The following is a 16,515-nucleotide window of genomic DNA, read 5'->3' as shown; positions in this document are numbered from 1 at the left end:
GACTCCACGAACAACCTGTTCGAGGGCGTCGAGGTCTACAAGCTCCAGGGCCAGAACAAGTACCTCATGCTCGTCGAGTCGATCGGCTCGCAGGGCCGCTACTTCCGCTCGTACACGGCCACCAGCCTGGGCGGTTCGTGGACCCCGCAGGCCACCAGCGAGAGCAACCCCTTCGCCGGCAAGGCCAACAGCGGCGCCACCTGGACCAACGACATCAGCCACGGCGACCTGGTCCGGTCCAACCCCGACCAGACCAAGACCGTCGACCCCTGCAACCTGCAGCTGCTCTACCAGGGCCGCAGCCCCAGCTCCAACGGCGTCGACTACGGCCTCCTGCCCTACCGCCCCGGCGTGCTGACCCTCCAGCGCTGACGGCATGACACGGGTCCGTCCCGGTCTCCCGTCGTTCACGGCACGCACGCGTACAGAACCTGAGCGCCGTCACCGTGAACGATGAGGACCGGGCGGAACCCGACCGGCGGGCTCGGCGCACGGCCGAGCCCGCCCAGTCACGCGGAGAGCCCTCGCACCGTCCCCCTGCACGACTCCACGACCGGACGCCTCTTCGGGAGTTTTACGGCATGTGAGCCGGGTCAGGCGCTCCCGATCGGATCGGAGGCCTGCCCGCCGCCCTCCTCGTTCGAGGCCTTGGGGTGGGAGACCGGCACCACGACCTGCTCGGTGTCCTTGTCACGCGTCACCCAGAGATAGACCAGTGCGCCGGCGAACAGCACGATCGAGGTCCACTGGTTGATCCGCAGCCCCAGGAGCGTCACCGCGTGGTCGACTCCGCCCACCGGGTCGATCCGCAGCCCCTCGATCCAGAACCGCCCGAACGTGTAGCCGGCCACGTAGAGGGCGAACAGGCGGCCGTGGCGCAGCGTGAACCGCCTGCCGGCCAGGATCAGTCCGAAGCCGAGCGCCGCGTCCCACAGCGACTCGTACAGGAACGTCGGGTGGTAGAGCATGCCCGGCTCGCCGCCGTGCGCCTGGTCGATCTCCAGGCCCCACGGCAACGTGGTCGGACCGCCGTACAGCTCCTGGTTGAACCAGTTGCCCCAGCGGGCGATGGCCTGCCCGAACGCGATGCTCGGCGCGACCGTGTCGGCCACGTCGTGCAGAGACAACCCCCGGCGGCGGCAGGCCAGCCACACGCCCACGCCTCCCAGGGCGATCGCGCCCCAGATGCTGAGCCCGCCTTCCCAGATGAACAGCGCCCGGTAGGGCTCCTTGATCGCGTGCGGGCCGAAGTAGGTCTGCCAGTCGGTGATGACGTGGTAGAGGCGGGCACCGATCAGCCCGAAGATCACTCCGGGCACCGCGATGTCGCCGATCGCACCCTTCTCGCCGCCGCGGGCGCGCCAGCGGCGCTCGCTGAGCCAGACGGCGAAGACGATCGCGACGATGAAACACAACGCGTAGGCCCGGATCGGGATGAACCCGAGATACCAGACCCCTTCGGAAGGGCTGGGAACCGAGGCAAGGGGCATGCCGGTGAGGCTAGTCAACGTGAGGCCACCTGGCCGCCTTCGTGACCCGATCGCAAAGGTGTATTGCAGAAAGCGGAGCCATCCCGGGGCCTTTCGCTTTCCGGAACGGCGGTGACACCCGGAAAGGCGTGGTACGTCCGCCGGCGCCGGCGTCTCCGAAGGCTTTTCCGAGGATGTCGTACGTGCCTGCTTTGATTCTCCCGAAACAGACGCCGAGTGCGATATGAGGTGCTGCGTGGCCGACTGCCTGGCCAGTCTCGTATACGAGGTCAACGACCTCTACGGGAACATCGACATCGTGGACGGGGACAGTGGCGACCCCCTGGCCGCCTCGCTCCCGACGGAAGCTCGGGAGGAACACTGGTGGATCGAGACCGACGAGGCGTTCTTCCTTCGGGCGAATAGGGAATGCCGCGCCTACGTGCGGGTCGAATTGTGGAGCGGCCCGCCATCGGCTGTAGATCCCTCCTGGGAGCGCTCGTGGAGCGGACGGGTGCGTGTGCCCTCGGGCAGGCTCCAAGCCCGGGAGAACTTCATGAGTGGCGACCATGAGACGTTCGACCTGGGCTGTGCCGATGTCGAATGGTCGGTGCACGTGCACGCGAAGACGCTGGAAAACCACTTCGATCCGGACTTTCCTCCCGACATCTTTCGCGTAGAACTGTTCAAGCTGCGCTTCTGGCGGTTCGCCCACCGATAAGGGCACGCCGGCCATTCACCGCGTACCGGGCTTATGGCGGACGACGTCGGCGATGCGGGAGGTGCGTCAGACGACGCAGGTGATAAGGCCGACAAGGGGCCGAGACGCCCAATCCGCCGGAGGCTAAAGTGTGGCGCATGACGCCGCTTCGGCTCGTGACCGACCGCCGGTAAGACCAGCGTGATCGCCATCGCTCAGTTGCCGTCCGCGGGCCGGGTTCTGGCCGGAGCCGCCGGAGGCGTCGCGGTGGCCGCCCTGCTCGCGTTCCGGCTGGCCGGCCACGGCGGGTTCGCCACCGACCCGGTCGGCGTGCTCGCGCTGGCGGCGGGAGCGACCGGCGCGGCCGTTGCCGCCACTCGGCTCGCCGGGGTGGGCAACCGGCGGGCCGGCACGCTCGCGACCTGGCTCTGCGCCGCCCTGCTCGCCAATCTCGTCCTGGCGGCCTGGGCGGTGTGGATGGTCACGGCAGGGCACCCGGCCGCCGCACTCGCGGTTGCCGCCTGGAATTCGGCGTGGATCCCGCCGCTCGCCCTCATGCAGCTCACCGCGTCCGCGGCCATCCGGACCGGTGCAAGGGCACCCTGGACACACCCGGTCCTGGCCGCGGCGAGCGGCACGGTCACGCTCGCCGACGCGCTGCTGACGACGGCGAGCGAGCCGTTCACCGGGCTGCCGACCATCGCGCCGGAGGACTGGCGGACGGCACTCGAGCCGGTCGGCACCTTTGCCACGCTGCTCGGCGTCCTGGCCCTCCTGCTCGTCCCGGTGACGCTGTGGCGTGCCGCGCTCGGCTCGGAGGGATCCGCCCGCGCGCGGATCGGAGTCGCCGCGGCCGGGGCGAGCGCCGCCCCGCTCACCGTCTGCTTCTGCCTCCTGCTCGCCGTTGCCCGTGACCCTGGCGCCGTAGAACCGTCGCTCGGCTCGGTCGCGTTCCTTGTCGCTCTCGCCGGAGCCTCGATGTTCAGCACCGCCTGCGCGCTGATCGCCGCGCGCGGCGGCGTCGAGGGTCGCCAGGTGGCGATCGTCGTGCGCGGCACCGGGCTCGCCGGCGCGGCCCTGGTCGTGATCGGGACCGGGACCATCATCGCGGCTCCCGGTCTCCGGCTCGGCGCGAGCTCGGTCGCGTTCCTCGTCGCGGCCGTGACGGTCGTCGTCGGGGGCGGCGCCTGGGCCGGGACCGGACGACTCGCCCGGGCCCTGACCCCGCAGCACCCGCAGCACCCGCAGGACCCGCAGGACCCGCAGCACGCGCAGGACCCGGAGCACGCGCAGGATCCGCAGGCCCTGAACGACAAGGGTCTCGCGGCGCCGGCCGGAGGGGCAACGGTCACCGGCCTGACCCCGCGCGAGGCCGAGGTGCTCGCCGTCCTCGCCGAGGGGGCGAGCAACGCCGGGATCGCGGCCCAGCTCGTGGTGTCCGAGCGCACGGTCGACGCCCATCTCCGCGCGATCTTCGTCAAGCTCGGCCTCACGCCCGGCGCGGAGACGAATCGTCGCGTGCGGGCGGCGAGGATCTGGCTGGATCACGCTGCTGGGAACCGGGGGCCACAGGGGCTGAGCAAGGCCGACTGAGCTGGTCTTTTCCAAAGATAGGTGCTGAGGCCGATGCCCGCACGACGCCCCGTGGTGACGGTGGACAACAGCGCGAGTCGCGCTGACACCGATCGAAGGAGGCACACGACCGTGACTGCATCCGAACTCCCCGGCACCGTGATCCCCCCGGCCGCGGCTGCCGAGCCGGTCCCGGCCCGCTGGGCCCCGCGGCGCGTCGCTCTCGTCGGGCTCTTCGTCCTGCTGCTGGTTTCGCTGGCCGGACGGACGGGGTTCACCTTCTGGGAGCCGCCGTTCGACGGCACGGTCCGGTACGACGACGTACGCGCGTTAGGCGGCGCGTACTGGCCGATGAACCTGTACCTCGGCGGTCCCGGGTATGCGATCTCCTGGGTCGCCGCCGGGGTCTTCTTCGTGCTGCTCGCCCGGGGCAGGGCCGGTGTGCTCAACCTGGCCGGCGCCCTGCTGGCCGGGATCGGCGGGATCCTCTTCGCCCTCACGATCACCGCCCAGGTGCTGCCGTTCGCGTACGCGGCCGACCCCGAGGTACTGCCCGAGGCCGAGGGCCGGCAGCTCTTCGACGTCCTGAACGCACATCTCGACCGGCTCCTGCCGGCGATCATCGGCACCCAGGTCGCCATCGCGGTCGGGGTGCTGCTCGTGCTCGTCGGGACGCTGATCTCGAAGACGATGCCGCGCGGACTGTCGATCACGGGCATCGCATACGTCGTCGTGTTCGTCGGGCTGCCGGCCGAGTCACTCGGCGCCGGGGTCGTCGCCGTCGGGTATCTGCTCCAGGTCACACTCGTCGCCGCGGTCGGCTGGTTCGGGCTTCGCGCCGGACTCGGCAGGCATTAGAGGGCAGGGACCGGCGGGCAGGGGCCCTCGCGTGGCGTCACCACTCCCGTACGGCGCCGGCCGTCGTCGACGACCGTGTCGCTGCGTACCTGACCTCTGTGGTCAGTACACCTAGAGCAGGAGGGAACTGATCCGGGTGGCACCGGACGTCAGCTTCGCGGCGATCGACGCGACGTCCTCTTCGCCGAGTCGGGAAGGCGGCGCCGCGGCCGCCAGTGCGGCGGCGATCCTGCCGCTCGCGTTCCGCACCGGAACCGCCACCGACGCGACGTCTTCCTCGCTCTCACCGAGGCTCCAGGCGTAGCCCAGCCGTCGTGCCGTCGCCAGGACCGATGTGAGCTCCTCGCGGTCGGTGACCGTCTTGCGTGTGAGCGGGGCGAGCACGCTCGGCAGGTGGGTCTGGAGCTCCTCGTCGCTGAGCTCGGAAAGGAGGATCCGTCCGGTCGCTGTCGCGTAGGCCGGACGGAGATCACCGTCCCGCGCACCTACACGAAGTGACTTCGGCGTCTCGATGGACTTGAGGAAGAAGACCTCCGAGCCCTGCAGGACGGCGAGGTGGATGGTCTCGCCGAGCTCGGTCACGAGCTCGGCCATCACGGGGGCCGCGGCCTTGGTGAGGTCGAGTCCCCGGGAGATCGACACGGCCACGCGCAACAGCGAGGGCCCGACGACGTAGGCCTTGGACAGCTCGTCCTGCGACGCGAAGCCGTGCGCGACCAGCACCCGGAGCAGCCGGTGCGCCGTCGACCGCGCGACCCCCAGCATCCGGCTGACGTCGGCCACCCGCAGCTTGTCGTGCTGCTCGAACGCCGCGATCAGGCGCAGCACGTTGTCGGCAGAGCCGATGGGGGAGAGCGTGTCCGGCGCGTCCATGGGTGTCCTCACGACGATCAGCAAGATAATGATTCTAACCTGCGGAATGTCGTTCGTGTCAGCGAGACGCCTGGGTGGAGGGTTGTCGACTCCGAAGACGTCACGCCGTACCGCTGATCCGGTGGCGGGGATCAGTAGACCGCGCGGCCGCCGGTGATGTCGTAGACCGCGCCGGTGGAGAAGCTGACCTCGTCGGAGCACAGCCAGGCCACGAGCGCCGCGACCTCGGGCGGGCCGGCGATGCGGCCGAGAGGCTGGTTGGGGATCGCGCGTCCCGCCAGGTCCGGCATCGGGCCTACGATGCCCGTGTCGCCGACCGATCCCGGGGCGACCGCGTTGACCAGCACGCCGCTCTCGGCGACCTCGCGGGCGAGCGACTGGGTCAACGCGATGACACCGGCCTTCGCCGCCGCGTACCCCGAGCGTCCCTTGTTGCCCTCGAGGCCGGCGATCGAGGCGATGTTGACGACCCGCCCGGCCGTGGCCGCGACCAGGTGGGGGAGCGCTGCCCGGCAGACCCGGAAGGTGCCGACGAGGTCGACGTCGACGACCCGGGTGAAGTCGGCATCGCTCGTCTCGGCCAGCGGGGCGTTCGGTCCGATGATGCCGGCGTTGTTGACGACGACGTCGAGGCCCCCGAGCCGCTCGACCACATGCGCCACCGCCGCGTTGACCGACGCGGTCGAGCTGACGTCGCACGGGATACCAACCGCCCGCCCGCCGAGCTCGGCGACGATCGAGGCGGTGTCGGCCACATCGAGGACGGCGACGTACGCCCCCTCGTCGGAGAGGCGGCGCGCGATGGCCGCGCCGATCCCGGCGGCCCCGCCCGTCACCAGGACCCGTCGGTGCGCAAGGCCCGGGTACATCAGCCGGCCTCGAGGGCCGCGCGAATGCCCTTGGTCAGGTCGGAGACCGCGGGCTCGAGCATCGGCGCCATCAGCACCTCGAGCATCGGCGCCATGGGGCCGCCCGGCTGCACCTGCAGCTCGAAGGTCAGCAGGGACCCCGCGCCGCTGCTGTCCGCCGGAGCGGAGGCGATCGTCGCGGCCGCGGCGCGCACGGCCTCGTCGGCGCCCTCGGCGCGCTTCATCATCCGGCGCATCATCCGCGCCTGGAAGCGCGCGAACGCCTCACGGAGACGACGGCGCTTGCGCCGTGGCGCCGGGGCGCTCGGCGCGGGCGACTTCTCGGCCGGCGTCTCGGCCTCCCGGGCGTCGTTGCCGGCCGCCGGCTCAAGGGTGAAGCTGCCGGAACCGGAGAGCTTCTCGGTCAGGCCGGTCAGGGTGAACTCGACACGCTTGAGCGGCTCCCAGAGGGTGATGTCGGCCTGCAGGTCCACCTCGCGGGCGAGCATGCCCATGTCGCCCTTCAGGGTCCAGATGGACTGCCGGTCGTTCACCTCCACGACCTTCTGGTAGCCGATCATCAGTGGCGCCCAGTTGGGGAGGTGCTCGACGAAGGCCCAGACGCGCTCAACTGGCGTCGCGATTTGCACCGTGTATCGGATCTGCGGCACGTGACTCCTCCGGACGCGCTCGGGCGGGCAAGGTCTGCCCGTGACAGCGACGAGATTAGGGATCGTCGTTGACCTGGTGTGACGACCGTCCTAGGGTTTCCGTCGTGCAGAATGCTGTGGGCCGCTCGACCAAGCCCGCCGCTTATCCGATCGAGTCCGTCGACAACGCGTTACGGCTGCTGACGCTGCTGCGCAACCGGACCGACGTGCCGGCCGTGATCGCCGGCGACGGTGCCGGCCCGCCCGGGTTCGAGCTCGGGCCGGGGCTGGGCGTCGTCGAGGTCGCGCGCCAGCTCGGGATCGCACCGTCCACGGCGCACCGCCTCCTCGCGATGCTGGTCCACCACGGCTTCGCCGTCCAGGACCTCAAGCGCAAGTACCATCTCGGCCCGGCGTTCTCGGTGACGCCGGCATCGGCGCGGTCCGGACGCGACCTGCGCGCCGTGATGAGGCCGTCGCTGGTCGCCCTGAGCCGGCAGCTCGATGAGACGGTCCACCTGATGGCGCTCCAGGGCTCGGCGGTGCGGTTCGTCGACGGCATCGAGGCGGCCCACGCCGACCGGGTCGGTACGCGGGAGGGCATGGTGCTCCCCGCCCACAACACCGCCGGCGGCCGCGCGCTTCTGGCGCAGTTCACGAAGGCAGAGCTCGAGTCCCTCTACTCCCACGGGCTCCCCGTTGTCTACGGCCCCGCCGTCTCCGAGCTTCCGGAGCTCGTCTCCAAGCTCAACGCCGTACGCCGGCGCGGCTATGCGATCAACGACGAGGAGAGCGAGCGCAACATCGTCTCGGTCGCTGTGGTGCTCAAGGACACCGACGGCGTCGTGCGGGGTGCGCTCGCGGTCGCAGTCCGCCCGTCGCGTTGTCCCAACAGCCTGATCCCGAAGATCGGCAAGGCGTTGATGGCGGAGGCGTCCCGGATGGCGCCCGATTTGTGCGACATCGCCTGAGGGGCCGAGCCCGGAAGAAAACGTTCTGTCCTCAAGAATGTTCGAACGCCGCCGAGTATGAAGACGGTCGCTCCTGATTACGTCCCTTGCCAAAGGTGACGGGAGCTAACGATGAATATGCTGATCGACGGCAAGCTGGTGCCGGCGAGCAATGGTGACACCTACGAGACCTTCTCTCCGGCCTCAGGAAAGTCCCTCGGGTTCGTGCCCGCCGCCACGGCCGACGACGTCGACCGCGCGGTGGCGAGCGGCAAGCGTGCCTACCTCGACTGGGCGGCTGCGGCCCCGGCCGAGCGCGCGAAGGTGCTGCGGCGGATGGCCGCCACGCTCCGCGAGCACCGGGACGAGTTGGGCCTCCTCGACGCCCAGGACGGCGGCAACCCGGTCACGGCGATGAAGGGTGACGTCGACCTGGCCGCCGAGCTGCTCGAGGTCTTCGCCGACTGGGCGATGAACCTCGGCGGGGAGACCGTGGTCGGGCGGTCCAACATGCTCCACTACACCGTGCGCGAGCCCTACGGCGTCGTCGCGCGGCTGATCCCCTACAACCACCCGCTGATGTTCGCGGCCTCGCGGATCGCGGCGCCGCTGCTCGCGGGCAACGCCGTCGTGCTCAAGGCGCCCGACCAGACGCCGCTTTCCGCCCTGCGGATGGCCGAGCTGTTCGCGCCGCTGGTGCCGCCGGGCGTGCTGTCCGTCATCTCCGGTTTCGGTGTCACGGCCGGTGCCGCGATGGTGGCGCACCCCGACGTACGACGGATCGCGTTCACGGGCAGCGTGCCGACGGGCCAGACGATCCTGCAGAGCGCCGCGCGGGCCGGCATCAAGAACACGACGCTGGAACTCGGTGGCAAGAACCCCATGGTCGTGCTCGAGGACGCCGATCCGGCGGTCGCCGCGGCCGGCGCCATCACGGGCATGAACTTCCACTGGACCGCCGGGCAGTCCTGCGGCTCGACCTCGCGGCTGCTGGTGCACCGCTCGCTGGTCGACGAGATCGTCGAGCGCGTGGCGGCCGGTGCGAAGGCGGTCAGGATGGGCGACCCGCTGGACCCGGAAACCGAGATGGGCGCCATGGTCACCCCGCAGCACCGTGACCGGGTGATGGGGTTCGTGGAGCGGGCCAAGGGGGAGGGTCTGCGGGCCGTGGCCGGAGGCGGCGCCTCGCTCAAGGGTGCGTTCGTCGAACCGACCGTGTTCGCCGACGTGCCGCCGACCGCGGAGATCTTCAACGAGGAGATCTTCGGGCCGGTGCTCTCGGTGACCGCGTTCGACACCGAGGATGAGGCGATCGGCCTGGTCAACGACTCACCGCTCGGCCTCACCGCCAGCCTCTGGACTCAGGACGTGGCCAAGGCTCACATCCTCGCCCGAAAGGTCGAGGCCGGTTATGTCTGGCTCAACACGTCGTCCCGGCACTTCGTCGGCCTCCCGTTCGGCGGGGTCAAGAACTCGGGGCTGGGGCGTGAGGAGCACGTCGAGGAGCTGCTGTCCTTCACGCAGGTGAAGGCGGTCTCGCTGGACCTCCAACCGGGCTCCCGCTGATTTTCGGACAGTCAGGATAGGGACAATTCCGTCCTGCAGAAATGCGGCTGCGATCTGTGGCCGTCGTCACAACCCTTTCCTAGCCTGAGCGTCGCACGGTGCCCTTTCGTGCGAGGTGAGCACAGGCGCACCCACCACCTCAAGGAGCGAAACCGATGAGCGAGACCCCCCGGACCTTCCAGGGATGGGTTCGATACGACGACAAGTTCGAGATGAAGACGCTGCGCCTGAACCCGATCCGCCCGAAGGACGTCGTGATCCGGAACCTGGCGGCGCAGGCCTGCTACACCATCGTCACGAACGTGTCCGAGCTTCCCAACCAGGCTGTCCGGCCGCGCAGCCCGGGTCACGGCGCCATGGGCATCGTCGAGGAGGTCGGCCCGCTCGTCACCCGCGTGAAGCCGGGCGACAAGGTCGTCACGCCCGTCCTCCCCGCGTGCGGCACCTGTTACAGCTGCCTGCGCGGCGAGTGGTGGTGCTGCGGTCACAAGAACGACATCGATTTCGCCCACCCCGACAACCCGCCGTTCGCCGAGATGGAGGACGGCCGGTCGGTCTGGCAGGACCACACCGGCGGCTTCGCCGAGCTCGCCGTGAACGACGAATCGTGGGTCGTGCCGGTCAACGAGAGCAGGCTCTCGAACATCGAACTCGCCTCGCTGGCCTGTGTGCCGGGCCCCGGCTGGGCCTTCGGCCTGCTCGGCATGCGCATCGAGATCGCATCCTCGGTCGTCGTCCTCGGTGCCGGTCCGCTCGGTCTCGCGATCATCCAGGCCGCCAAGATGGCCGGTGCCCGTCTGATCATCGCTGTTGAGCGGATCCCGCACCGCCTCGACGCCGCCAAGGCCGCCGGAGCGCACGTAGTGCTCAACTCCGACGAGGTCGGCATGGACCACCTCGTCGGGAAGGTCCGCGAGCTGTGCCGGCCGGCAACCGACAACATGGACGCCGGCGGCAAGCCGTACGAGGGCTTCTACGACGGCAACGGCGCCGACCACGTTTTCGAGGCAGCCGGCATCACCTTCGGCGACCCGACCACCGGGAGCCCCGACGACAGGACCGGCGCCCACTTCATCACCCTCGGGCCGAAGATGACCCGTCGCGGTGGCACGTTCGTCGCCACCGGCGTCGTCGCGCCGACCAACGATCCCAAGGTCTGGGGCCCGGCCCCGGGGCCGTTCGACTACCACGGCAAGAGGTACCTCTCGGCCGCCTACGGCGGTGCCAACGTCCTCCGGGACATCCCGCGCCTGGCGAACCTGATCGAGAACGGCTACCTGGACGCCAAGGCGCTGTGCGACCCGATCCTCCCGTTCGAGCGCGCCGACGAGGCGCTGTGGAGCGCGCTCAACCGCGACGCCCTGCTTCCCATCATCACCTTCGAGTAAGCACCACCAACCCGCCAAGGAGAGGTCACGGGGGACACCTGATCCTTCCACCCATCCGGGAGAACCAATGAGAAAGATTCGCCGCCTGCCCATCGGGGTCACGGCAACCGTCGCCGCCCTGGTCATGATGGGCTGCAGCAACACGTCCGCCCCGACGTCCAGCAAGGCCGACCCCCTGAAGGTCACGAACGGGTCGTTCGGGATCACCGAAGCCTCGGGTAACCCGGTCAGCGGTGGTTCGCTGACCTTCGGGTACGGCGGCGGCATCGCGAGCTTCGACCCCGTCTCGCAGCAGTATTCGGGCACCTCGGGCGGCGACGAGGCGCGGGCGGTCTACGGCACCCTGACCGAGTACGACACCAAGGCCGGTAAGTACGCGCCTTCGATGGCGGACTCGATCAGCGCCAACGACGACTTCACCGAGTGGACCGTCGTCCTGCGGGACGGCGTCGAGTTCACCGACGGCACGCCGTACGACGCGGACGCCGTCCTGTTCAACTTCGACCGCATGGCCAAGAGCGGCGCGGGCTTCTCCGGCCTGTGGACCTCCGTGGTGAAGAAGGCGGTCGCGAAGGACGCCAAGACGGTGGTCATCACGCTGAAACAGAAGTGGGCCGACTTCCCCTATCTCCTCTCCCAGGCCCCCGGCATGATCGCCTCGCCGAAGGCCGTCAAGGACGAGGGCGAGTCCTACCAGCGCGAGCCGGTCGGCGCCGGTCCGTTCATGCTCGACAAGTGGACCCCGGGGCAGAACCTCGTGCTCAAGGCCAACCCGGACTACTGGGACGGCAAGCCGTACCTCGACTCGCTGACCTTCCAGACGATCACGACCGGTGACCAGGCGCTGAAGGACGCCCTCCAGGCCGGTGGCATCCAGGGCAGCCTGATCGGCACGCCGACGATCGTGAAGGATTACATCCAGCCCAGCAGCGGCTACAGCGGCTACGTGCGGATGACCAACACCGGCTCGATGCTGCTGATCAACAACGGCACGCCCAGCCGGCCGGACACCCCCGGCAAGGACATCAACGTCCGCGAGGCCATCGCGTCCGCGATCAACCCCGACGTGATCAACCAGCGCGCCTTCGACGGCAACGCGTTCCCGGGCACCGGCATCTTCTCCGCCGAGTCGCAGTGGGCCAACGACAAGCCGACCTTCACCTACGACGCCGAGGCGGCCAAGAAGCACCTCGCCGACGCGAAGGGCTTCGACGGCAAGATCGAGCTGATCTACCCGTCGGCGCAGGCCGAGGCGGCGCTGACCATCGAGGCCCAGCTCGAGGCCGTCGGCTTCAAGGTGGACGCCAAGCCGGTGCAGTCGATCACCGACCTCATCAACGCGGTCCTGATCAAGCGGGACTACGACCTCGCGATGTACGGCTGGCCGGTGCCGGACGAGCCGGGCGAGCTCTACACGAGCTACCTGGAGCGCTTCGGCCGCAAGGACAACCAGCTCGGCTACTACAACGAGACGATCGCGAAGGCGCTGAGCGACTTCGCCGCCGCCGACGACACGGCGGAAAAGGCCGCCCAGATGGCGACGATCCAGGCCCAGTGGGCCGAGACGGTGCCGGCTGTGCCCTACAACACGACGGCCCAGATGGTCGTGTGGAACAAGAACGTGCACGACATCGAGGTCTCCTCACGGCTGACGCTCGACTTCTCCAAGGCATGGATCAGCAAGTAACCCTGCGTCATGCACCACGGTGTGCGGGGGCGTCGTCCGCCGCCCCCGCACCACTGCCCGTCCGATCGTTCAGCCGAGGTGAAGTTGGTGAGGACCTGATGAAAGCTGCGGCGGGAAAGGTGGCCCAGCTCCTGGTGGTCATGTTCCTGGTGAGTCTGGGCACGTTCTCGCTCACCTCACTCATGCCGGGAGATCCGGCGGTGGCGATCCTCGGTGACAACCAGTCGCCCGAGGCCTACGCCGAGCTCCGCGAGAAGCTCGGTCTCAACGAACCACTGGTGGAGCGGTACTTCACGTGGCTCGGCCACGTGTTCCAGGGTGACCTGGGCACCTCCATGGTGCCGCCCAACGAGGACGTCACCAGTCTCATCCGGTCCGCGTTCGCGGTCAGCATCGAGCTTGCGGTGCTCGCGCTCGTCGTCGCACTGGTCGTGTCGATCCCGCTCGCGATGATCTCGGCGCGTCGCCCCGACGGCCTGCTCGACCGGGCGGCCAGTGCCACGACCTTCGGCATCATGTCGGTGCCGAGCTTCGTCTCGGGCCTGGTGCTGATCGCCCTCCTGGTCAACCAGCTGCACCTCTTTCCGCGCGTCGGCTGGGTGGGCGTCACCGACGGGCTCGGCCAGAACCTCTACCACGCTGCGCTGCCCGTGATCACGATCGCGCTGCTCGAGATCCCCACCTTCACCCGGGTCCTGCGCGGTGACCTCGTCCGCACTCTTCAGGAGGACTTCGTGCTCTCCGCCCGTGCCAAGGGCATGCCCGCGTGGCGCATCATGATCTTCGACGCGTTCCGTCCGTCGTCATACTCGCTGATCACGGTGCTGGGCCTCAGCCTGGCCCAGCTCATCGGCAGCACGGTGATCGTCGAGACCCTCTTCTCCCTGCCGGGGATGGGCCGGCTGGTGGTCAGCTCCGCCAGCCAGGGCAACATCACGGTGGTCCAGGGCGCCGTGCTCGTCATCGCCGCCTGCTATGTGCTGATCAACGCCGGAGTCGACCTCATGTACAGCGTCATCGACCCGAGGATCCGTCGTGTCGGCGCCTGAGGCCGCGGCGCTCGCGCCCACCGCGCGGCCCGCACGTCGTCGTCGCCGCATCGACCTGCTGCTGTGGTTCTGCGGCGCGTGGCTGGCGGTGCTCATCCTCGCCGCGATCACCGCGCCCATGCTCGGACTTCAGGAGGCACAGGACGCCGCGAAGACCCTCCTCGAGCCGGTCTACCAACCGCCGTCGCTGGGCAGCACCCACCCGCTCGGCACCAACGCCCTCGGCCTGGACATGCTCTCGCGCATCATCTACGGCGCCCGGGTCTCGTTGACGGTGAGCATCTCCGCCGTCCTCATCGGCACATTCGTCGGCGGCACGCTCGGCGTCATCGCCGGCTACCTGCGGGGCAAGGTGGACAGGGTCATCGGCACGCTGACCAACACCCTGCTCGCGGTCCCCGCCCTGATCCTGCTCGTCGCCCTGGCCACTGTGCTGCGGCCGAGCGCGCTCAACATGGCGCTGGCGCTGTCGCTGGTCGCCATCCCGGGCCTGATCCGGGTGACGCGGGCCAACACCCTCGCCTTCGCCCAGCGGGAGTTCGTGACCGTCGCCCGGGCGCTCGGCGCCGGCCGGGCGCGGGTTGTGTTCCGCGAGCTCATGCCCAACGTGCTGCTGTCGGTGGTGCCGATGTGCCTGGTGTACGTCTCGGCCCTGATCGTGGCCGAGGCCTCGCTCAGCTTCCTGGGCATCGGGCTCCGTCCGCCGCAGCCGACCTGGGGCAACATGATCGGTGAGGGCCTCAACGGGAAGATGGAGGACTATCCCCACCTCGTTTACGTCCCGGCAGCGGTCCTGTTCCTCACCGTGTTCTCGTTCAACCTGCTCGGCGAGCGGATGCGCAAGCGCTGGGACAAGCGGGAGGTGTCGCTGTGAGCCGGCCGTTGCTGCACGTACGTGACCTGACCACGACGTTCACCACCTCACGTGGCGAAGTCGTGTCGGTCGACCGGGTCTCCTTCGATCTGGAGCGCGGTCAGACGCTCGGCATCGTGGGCGAGTCCGGATCCGGCAAGTCCGTCCTCGGACGCACCGTCATGGGGCTCACCAGCACTGCGCCGAACGCCACGGTCACCGGGTCGGTGCTCTTCGACGGTGTCGACATCACCAACCCCGACAAGAAGATGCGGGCGGCGTACCTGGGCGCCAGGATCGCGATGATCTTCCAGGACCCGCTCAGCTCCCTGAATCCGGTCAAGCTGATCGGCGTCCACATCACCGAGACGCTGCGGCAGCACGACAAGTCGATCTCCCGCCAGGAGGCCAGGCGGCGCGCGATCGAGCTGCTCGACACCGTGCGCATCCCCGACCCGGCCCGCCGGTTCGGCCAGTACCCGCACGAGCTCTCGGGCGGCATGCGACAGCGCGTCGGCATCGCCATCGCCCTGGCCTGCCGACCCCAGCTGCTGATCGCCGACGAACCGACCACCGCGCTCGATGTGACCGTCCAGAAGCACGTCCTCGATCTGCTCGGCACGCTCTGCGAGGAGCAGGGCATGGCCATGCTCCTGGTGAGCCACGACCTCGGCGTTGTCGCCGGCCGCAGCGACAAGGTCGCCGTCATGTACGCCGGACGCATCCAGGAGGAGGCCGCGTCGTCGGACTTCTTCCGTCACCAGCGGCACCCCTACTCGCAGGCACTGCTCGACGCCAAGCCACACCTGGAGAACCCGGCACGGGCGGAGCTGGTGTCGATCCCCGGCCGTCCACCGGACCCGGCCCACCGGTTCCCGGGATGCCGGTTCGCCCCCCGTTGCCGGTTCGCCCAGGACCGGTGCAGGGAGGAGGAGCCCTCCCTGGAGAGCGGCGGCATTCCGTCCCACGGCGCCGCCTGCTTCTACCCGCTCGACGCGGTCCGCAGCACGAAGGAGGTGAGCATCTGATGGCAGGGACCGGGAAGACCCACCTGCGCGAAGCCGGCAGCACCCTGCTCCGGGTCGAGGATCTCCAGGTCGAGTTCCCCGCGAAGGGCGGCCGGCGCGTCCACGCCGTGTCCGGAATCAGCTTCGACGTCGCACCGGCGGAGACCGTCGGGTTCGTCGGCGAGTCGGGCTGCGGCAAATCCACCGTCGCACGCGCCGTGATGCACCTGCCCGCCCCGAACAGCGGTGTCGTCAACCTCGACGACACCGAGCTCGGCAGCCTGTCGGCGAAGAAGCTTCGCGAGACCCGGGTGGCGATGCAGCTGATCTTCCAGGACCCGATGGCGTCGCTGAACCCGCGGCGCAAGGTCAAGGACCTGGTCCAGGAAGGCGTCGAGATCTGGCACCGTGGCGGCGACCGCCGTGCGCTGGAGGAGCGGACGCGTGAACTGCTCGACGACGTCGGCCTCGACTCCGCGACGGTCTGGAACCGCTACCCGCACGAGCTCTCGGGCGGCCAGTGCCAGCGGGTCTCGATCGCGCGGGCGCTGATGATGCGGCCCAGCCTGCTGATCTGCGACGAGATCCTGGCCAGCCTCGACGTCTCGGTCCAGAGCCAGATGCTCAACCTGCTCAAGCGCACCCGCGCCGAGCACGGGCTGGCGATGATGTTCATCTCCCACGACCTCGGCGTCGTGAAGAACATCAGCGACCGGATCCTCGTCATGTACCTCGGCAAGGTCGCCGAGGTGCTCGAGGTGGAGGCGCTCGATCGCGAAACCGTCCACCACCCCTACACCCAGCTCCTCCTCGCCTCGGTGCCCCGGGTGACGGGGGAGCGGATCAAGCCCTCCGTGGCCGGGGCCGCCCAGGACCTGCCCTCACCGCTGAACCCACCGAGCGGATGCCGGTTCCGTACCCGTTGCCCGCTGGCGACCGACCGGTGCGCGCAGCAGGAACCGCAGCTCGAGGAGAAGCGGCCCGGGCAGTTCATCGCCTGCCACCACGTCTCGTGACCACCAGCGACACAAAGGAGAAGAGAAAC

The 16,515-nt window shown here is 69.4% G+C and carries 16 protein-coding genes; 12 read left to right on the top strand and 4 right to left on the bottom strand.

Annotated elements, in window-relative coordinates; translation table 11 throughout:
* The coding region (locus tag BXA11_RS39265) for a non-reducing end alpha-L-arabinofuranosidase family hydrolase (RefSeq protein ID WP_280175328.1) at nucleotides 1-372 on the top strand (372 nt) is incomplete at its 5' end.
* A 221-nt stretch (nucleotides 373-593) separates the two neighbouring features.
* Here the strand turns inward: BXA11_RS39265 and lgt are convergent.
* Entirely contained in the window at nucleotides 594-1,490 is an 897-nt protein-coding gene (gene lgt / locus BXA11_RS39260) for a prolipoprotein diacylglyceryl transferase (RefSeq protein ID WP_083744906.1), read from the bottom strand.
* A 235-nt stretch (nucleotides 1,491-1,725) separates the two neighbouring features.
* On the opposite strand from lgt, the gene BXA11_RS39255 reads away from it, so the two are divergent.
* The 3 genes from BXA11_RS39255 (at nucleotide 1,726) to BXA11_RS39245 (ending at nucleotide 4,599) form a co-directional block, all read left to right on the top strand.
* Nucleotides 1,726-2,190, top strand: a complete 465-nt coding sequence (locus BXA11_RS39255; RefSeq protein ID WP_076442945.1) for a hypothetical protein — start codon at nucleotides 1,726-1,728, stop codon at nucleotides 2,188-2,190.
* A gap of 180 nt (nucleotides 2,191-2,370) precedes the next feature.
* Nucleotides 2,371-3,762 carry a helix-turn-helix transcriptional regulator gene (locus BXA11_RS45155; RefSeq protein ID WP_076442943.1) on the top strand — a complete coding sequence of 464 codons (1,392 nt, stop codon included), beginning with the start codon at nucleotides 2,371-2,373 and terminating at the stop codon, nucleotides 3,760-3,762.
* A gap of 111 nt (nucleotides 3,763-3,873) precedes the next feature.
* Complete coding sequence (locus BXA11_RS39245; protein ID WP_076442941.1) at nucleotides 3,874-4,599, top strand: hypothetical protein; 726 nt, start codon at nucleotides 3,874-3,876, stop codon at nucleotides 4,597-4,599.
* A gap of 111 nt (nucleotides 4,600-4,710) precedes the next feature.
* On the opposite strand, the gene BXA11_RS39240 is transcribed toward BXA11_RS39245, so the two are convergent.
* The 3 genes from BXA11_RS39240 to BXA11_RS39230 form a co-directional block, all read right to left on the bottom strand.
* On the bottom strand, nucleotides 4,711-5,496 hold the full coding sequence (locus tag BXA11_RS39240; protein ID WP_143734783.1) for an IclR family transcriptional regulator: 786 nt from the start codon (nucleotides 5,494-5,496) through the stop codon (nucleotides 4,711-4,713).
* A 107-nt stretch (nucleotides 5,497-5,603) separates the two neighbouring features.
* Nucleotides 5,604-6,341 (bottom strand): SDR family NAD(P)-dependent oxidoreductase, encoded by a 738-nt coding sequence (locus tag BXA11_RS39235; protein WP_076442937.1) that lies wholly within the window; start codon nucleotides 6,339-6,341, stop codon nucleotides 5,604-5,606.
* Nucleotides 6,341-6,991, bottom strand: a complete 651-nt coding sequence (locus tag BXA11_RS39230) for an SRPBCC family protein (RefSeq protein WP_076442935.1) — start codon at nucleotides 6,989-6,991, stop codon at nucleotides 6,341-6,343. Before BXA11_RS39230 ends, BXA11_RS39235 begins: the two co-directional genes overlap by 1 nt.
* Nucleotides 6,992-7,095: 104 nt before the next feature.
* On the opposite strand from BXA11_RS39230, the gene BXA11_RS39225 reads away from it, so the two are divergent.
* The 8 genes from BXA11_RS39225 (at nucleotide 7,096) to BXA11_RS39190 (ending at nucleotide 16,486) form a co-directional block, all read left to right on the top strand.
* Nucleotides 7,096-7,941, top strand: coding sequence for an IclR family transcriptional regulator (locus BXA11_RS39225; RefSeq protein ID WP_159454904.1), 846 nt, complete (start codon nucleotides 7,096-7,098; stop codon nucleotides 7,939-7,941).
* A 111-nt stretch (nucleotides 7,942-8,052) separates the two neighbouring features.
* On the top strand, nucleotides 8,053-9,486 hold the full coding sequence (locus tag BXA11_RS39220) for an aldehyde dehydrogenase family protein (protein ID WP_051762479.1): 1,434 nt from the start codon (nucleotides 8,053-8,055) through the stop codon (nucleotides 9,484-9,486).
* A gap of 155 nt (nucleotides 9,487-9,641) precedes the next feature.
* Nucleotides 9,642-10,874 carry an alcohol dehydrogenase catalytic domain-containing protein gene (locus BXA11_RS39215; protein ID WP_076442930.1) on the top strand — a complete coding sequence of 411 codons (1,233 nt, stop codon included), beginning with the start codon at nucleotides 9,642-9,644 and terminating at the stop codon, nucleotides 10,872-10,874.
* Nucleotides 10,875-10,941: 67 nt separating this feature from the next.
* Nucleotides 10,942-12,561 (top strand): ABC transporter substrate-binding protein, encoded by a 1,620-nt coding sequence (locus tag BXA11_RS39210; protein WP_076442929.1) that lies wholly within the window; start codon nucleotides 10,942-10,944, stop codon nucleotides 12,559-12,561.
* Between the two features lie 98 nt (nucleotides 12,562-12,659).
* On the top strand, nucleotides 12,660-13,610 hold the full coding sequence (locus tag BXA11_RS39205; protein WP_076442927.1) for an ABC transporter permease: 951 nt from the start codon (nucleotides 12,660-12,662) through the stop codon (nucleotides 13,608-13,610).
* A complete protein-coding gene (locus tag BXA11_RS39200) occupies nucleotides 13,597-14,484 on the top strand; it encodes an ABC transporter permease (protein WP_076442925.1) in 888 nt (295 codons plus the stop codon). The genes BXA11_RS39205 and BXA11_RS39200 overlap by 14 nt, the downstream gene beginning before the upstream one ends.
* Entirely contained in the window at nucleotides 14,481-15,491 is a 1,011-nt protein-coding gene (locus tag BXA11_RS39195; RefSeq protein WP_239105268.1) for an ABC transporter ATP-binding protein, read from the top strand. Before BXA11_RS39200 ends, BXA11_RS39195 begins: the two co-directional genes overlap by 4 nt.
* Nucleotides 15,491-16,486, top strand: coding sequence for an ABC transporter ATP-binding protein (locus tag BXA11_RS39190; protein WP_030511355.1), 996 nt, complete (start codon nucleotides 15,491-15,493; stop codon nucleotides 16,484-16,486). The genes BXA11_RS39195 and BXA11_RS39190 overlap by 1 nt, the downstream gene beginning before the upstream one ends.
* Nucleotides 16,487-16,515: the final 29 nt, after the last annotated feature.

This window comes from Microbispora rosea (assembly GCF_900156315.1).
Lineage (GTDB): Bacteria > Actinomycetota > Actinomycetes > Streptosporangiales > Streptosporangiaceae > Microbispora > Microbispora rosea.
Note: the sequence above shows the minus strand (reverse complement) of the source record. Positions and strands in the feature narration are given on the sequence as shown.

Bases quoted from the DNA above. Each gene is read 5' to 3' on its own strand.
- BXA11_RS39215 (WP_076442930.1), top strand. From the start codon at position 9,642: ATGAGCGAGACCCCCCGGACCTTCCAGGGATGGGTTCGATACGACGAC.
- lgt (WP_083744906.1), bottom strand. From the start codon at position 1,490: ATGCCCCTTGCCTCGGTTCCCAGCCCTTCCGAAGGGGTCTGGTATCTC.
- BXA11_RS39220 (WP_051762479.1), top strand. From the start codon at position 8,053: ATGAATATGCTGATCGACGGCAAGCTGGTGCCGGCGAGCAATGGTGAC.
- BXA11_RS39210 (WP_076442929.1), top strand. From the start codon at position 10,942: ATGAGAAAGATTCGCCGCCTGCCCATCGGGGTCACGGCAACCGTCGCC.
- BXA11_RS39235 (WP_076442937.1), bottom strand. From the start codon at position 6,341: ATGTACCCGGGCCTTGCGCACCGACGGGTCCTGGTGACGGGCGGGGCC.
- BXA11_RS39205 (WP_076442927.1), top strand. From the start codon at position 12,660: ATGAAAGCTGCGGCGGGAAAGGTGGCCCAGCTCCTGGTGGTCATGTTC.
- BXA11_RS39190 (WP_030511355.1), top strand. From the start codon at position 15,491: ATGGCAGGGACCGGGAAGACCCACCTGCGCGAAGCCGGCAGCACCCTG.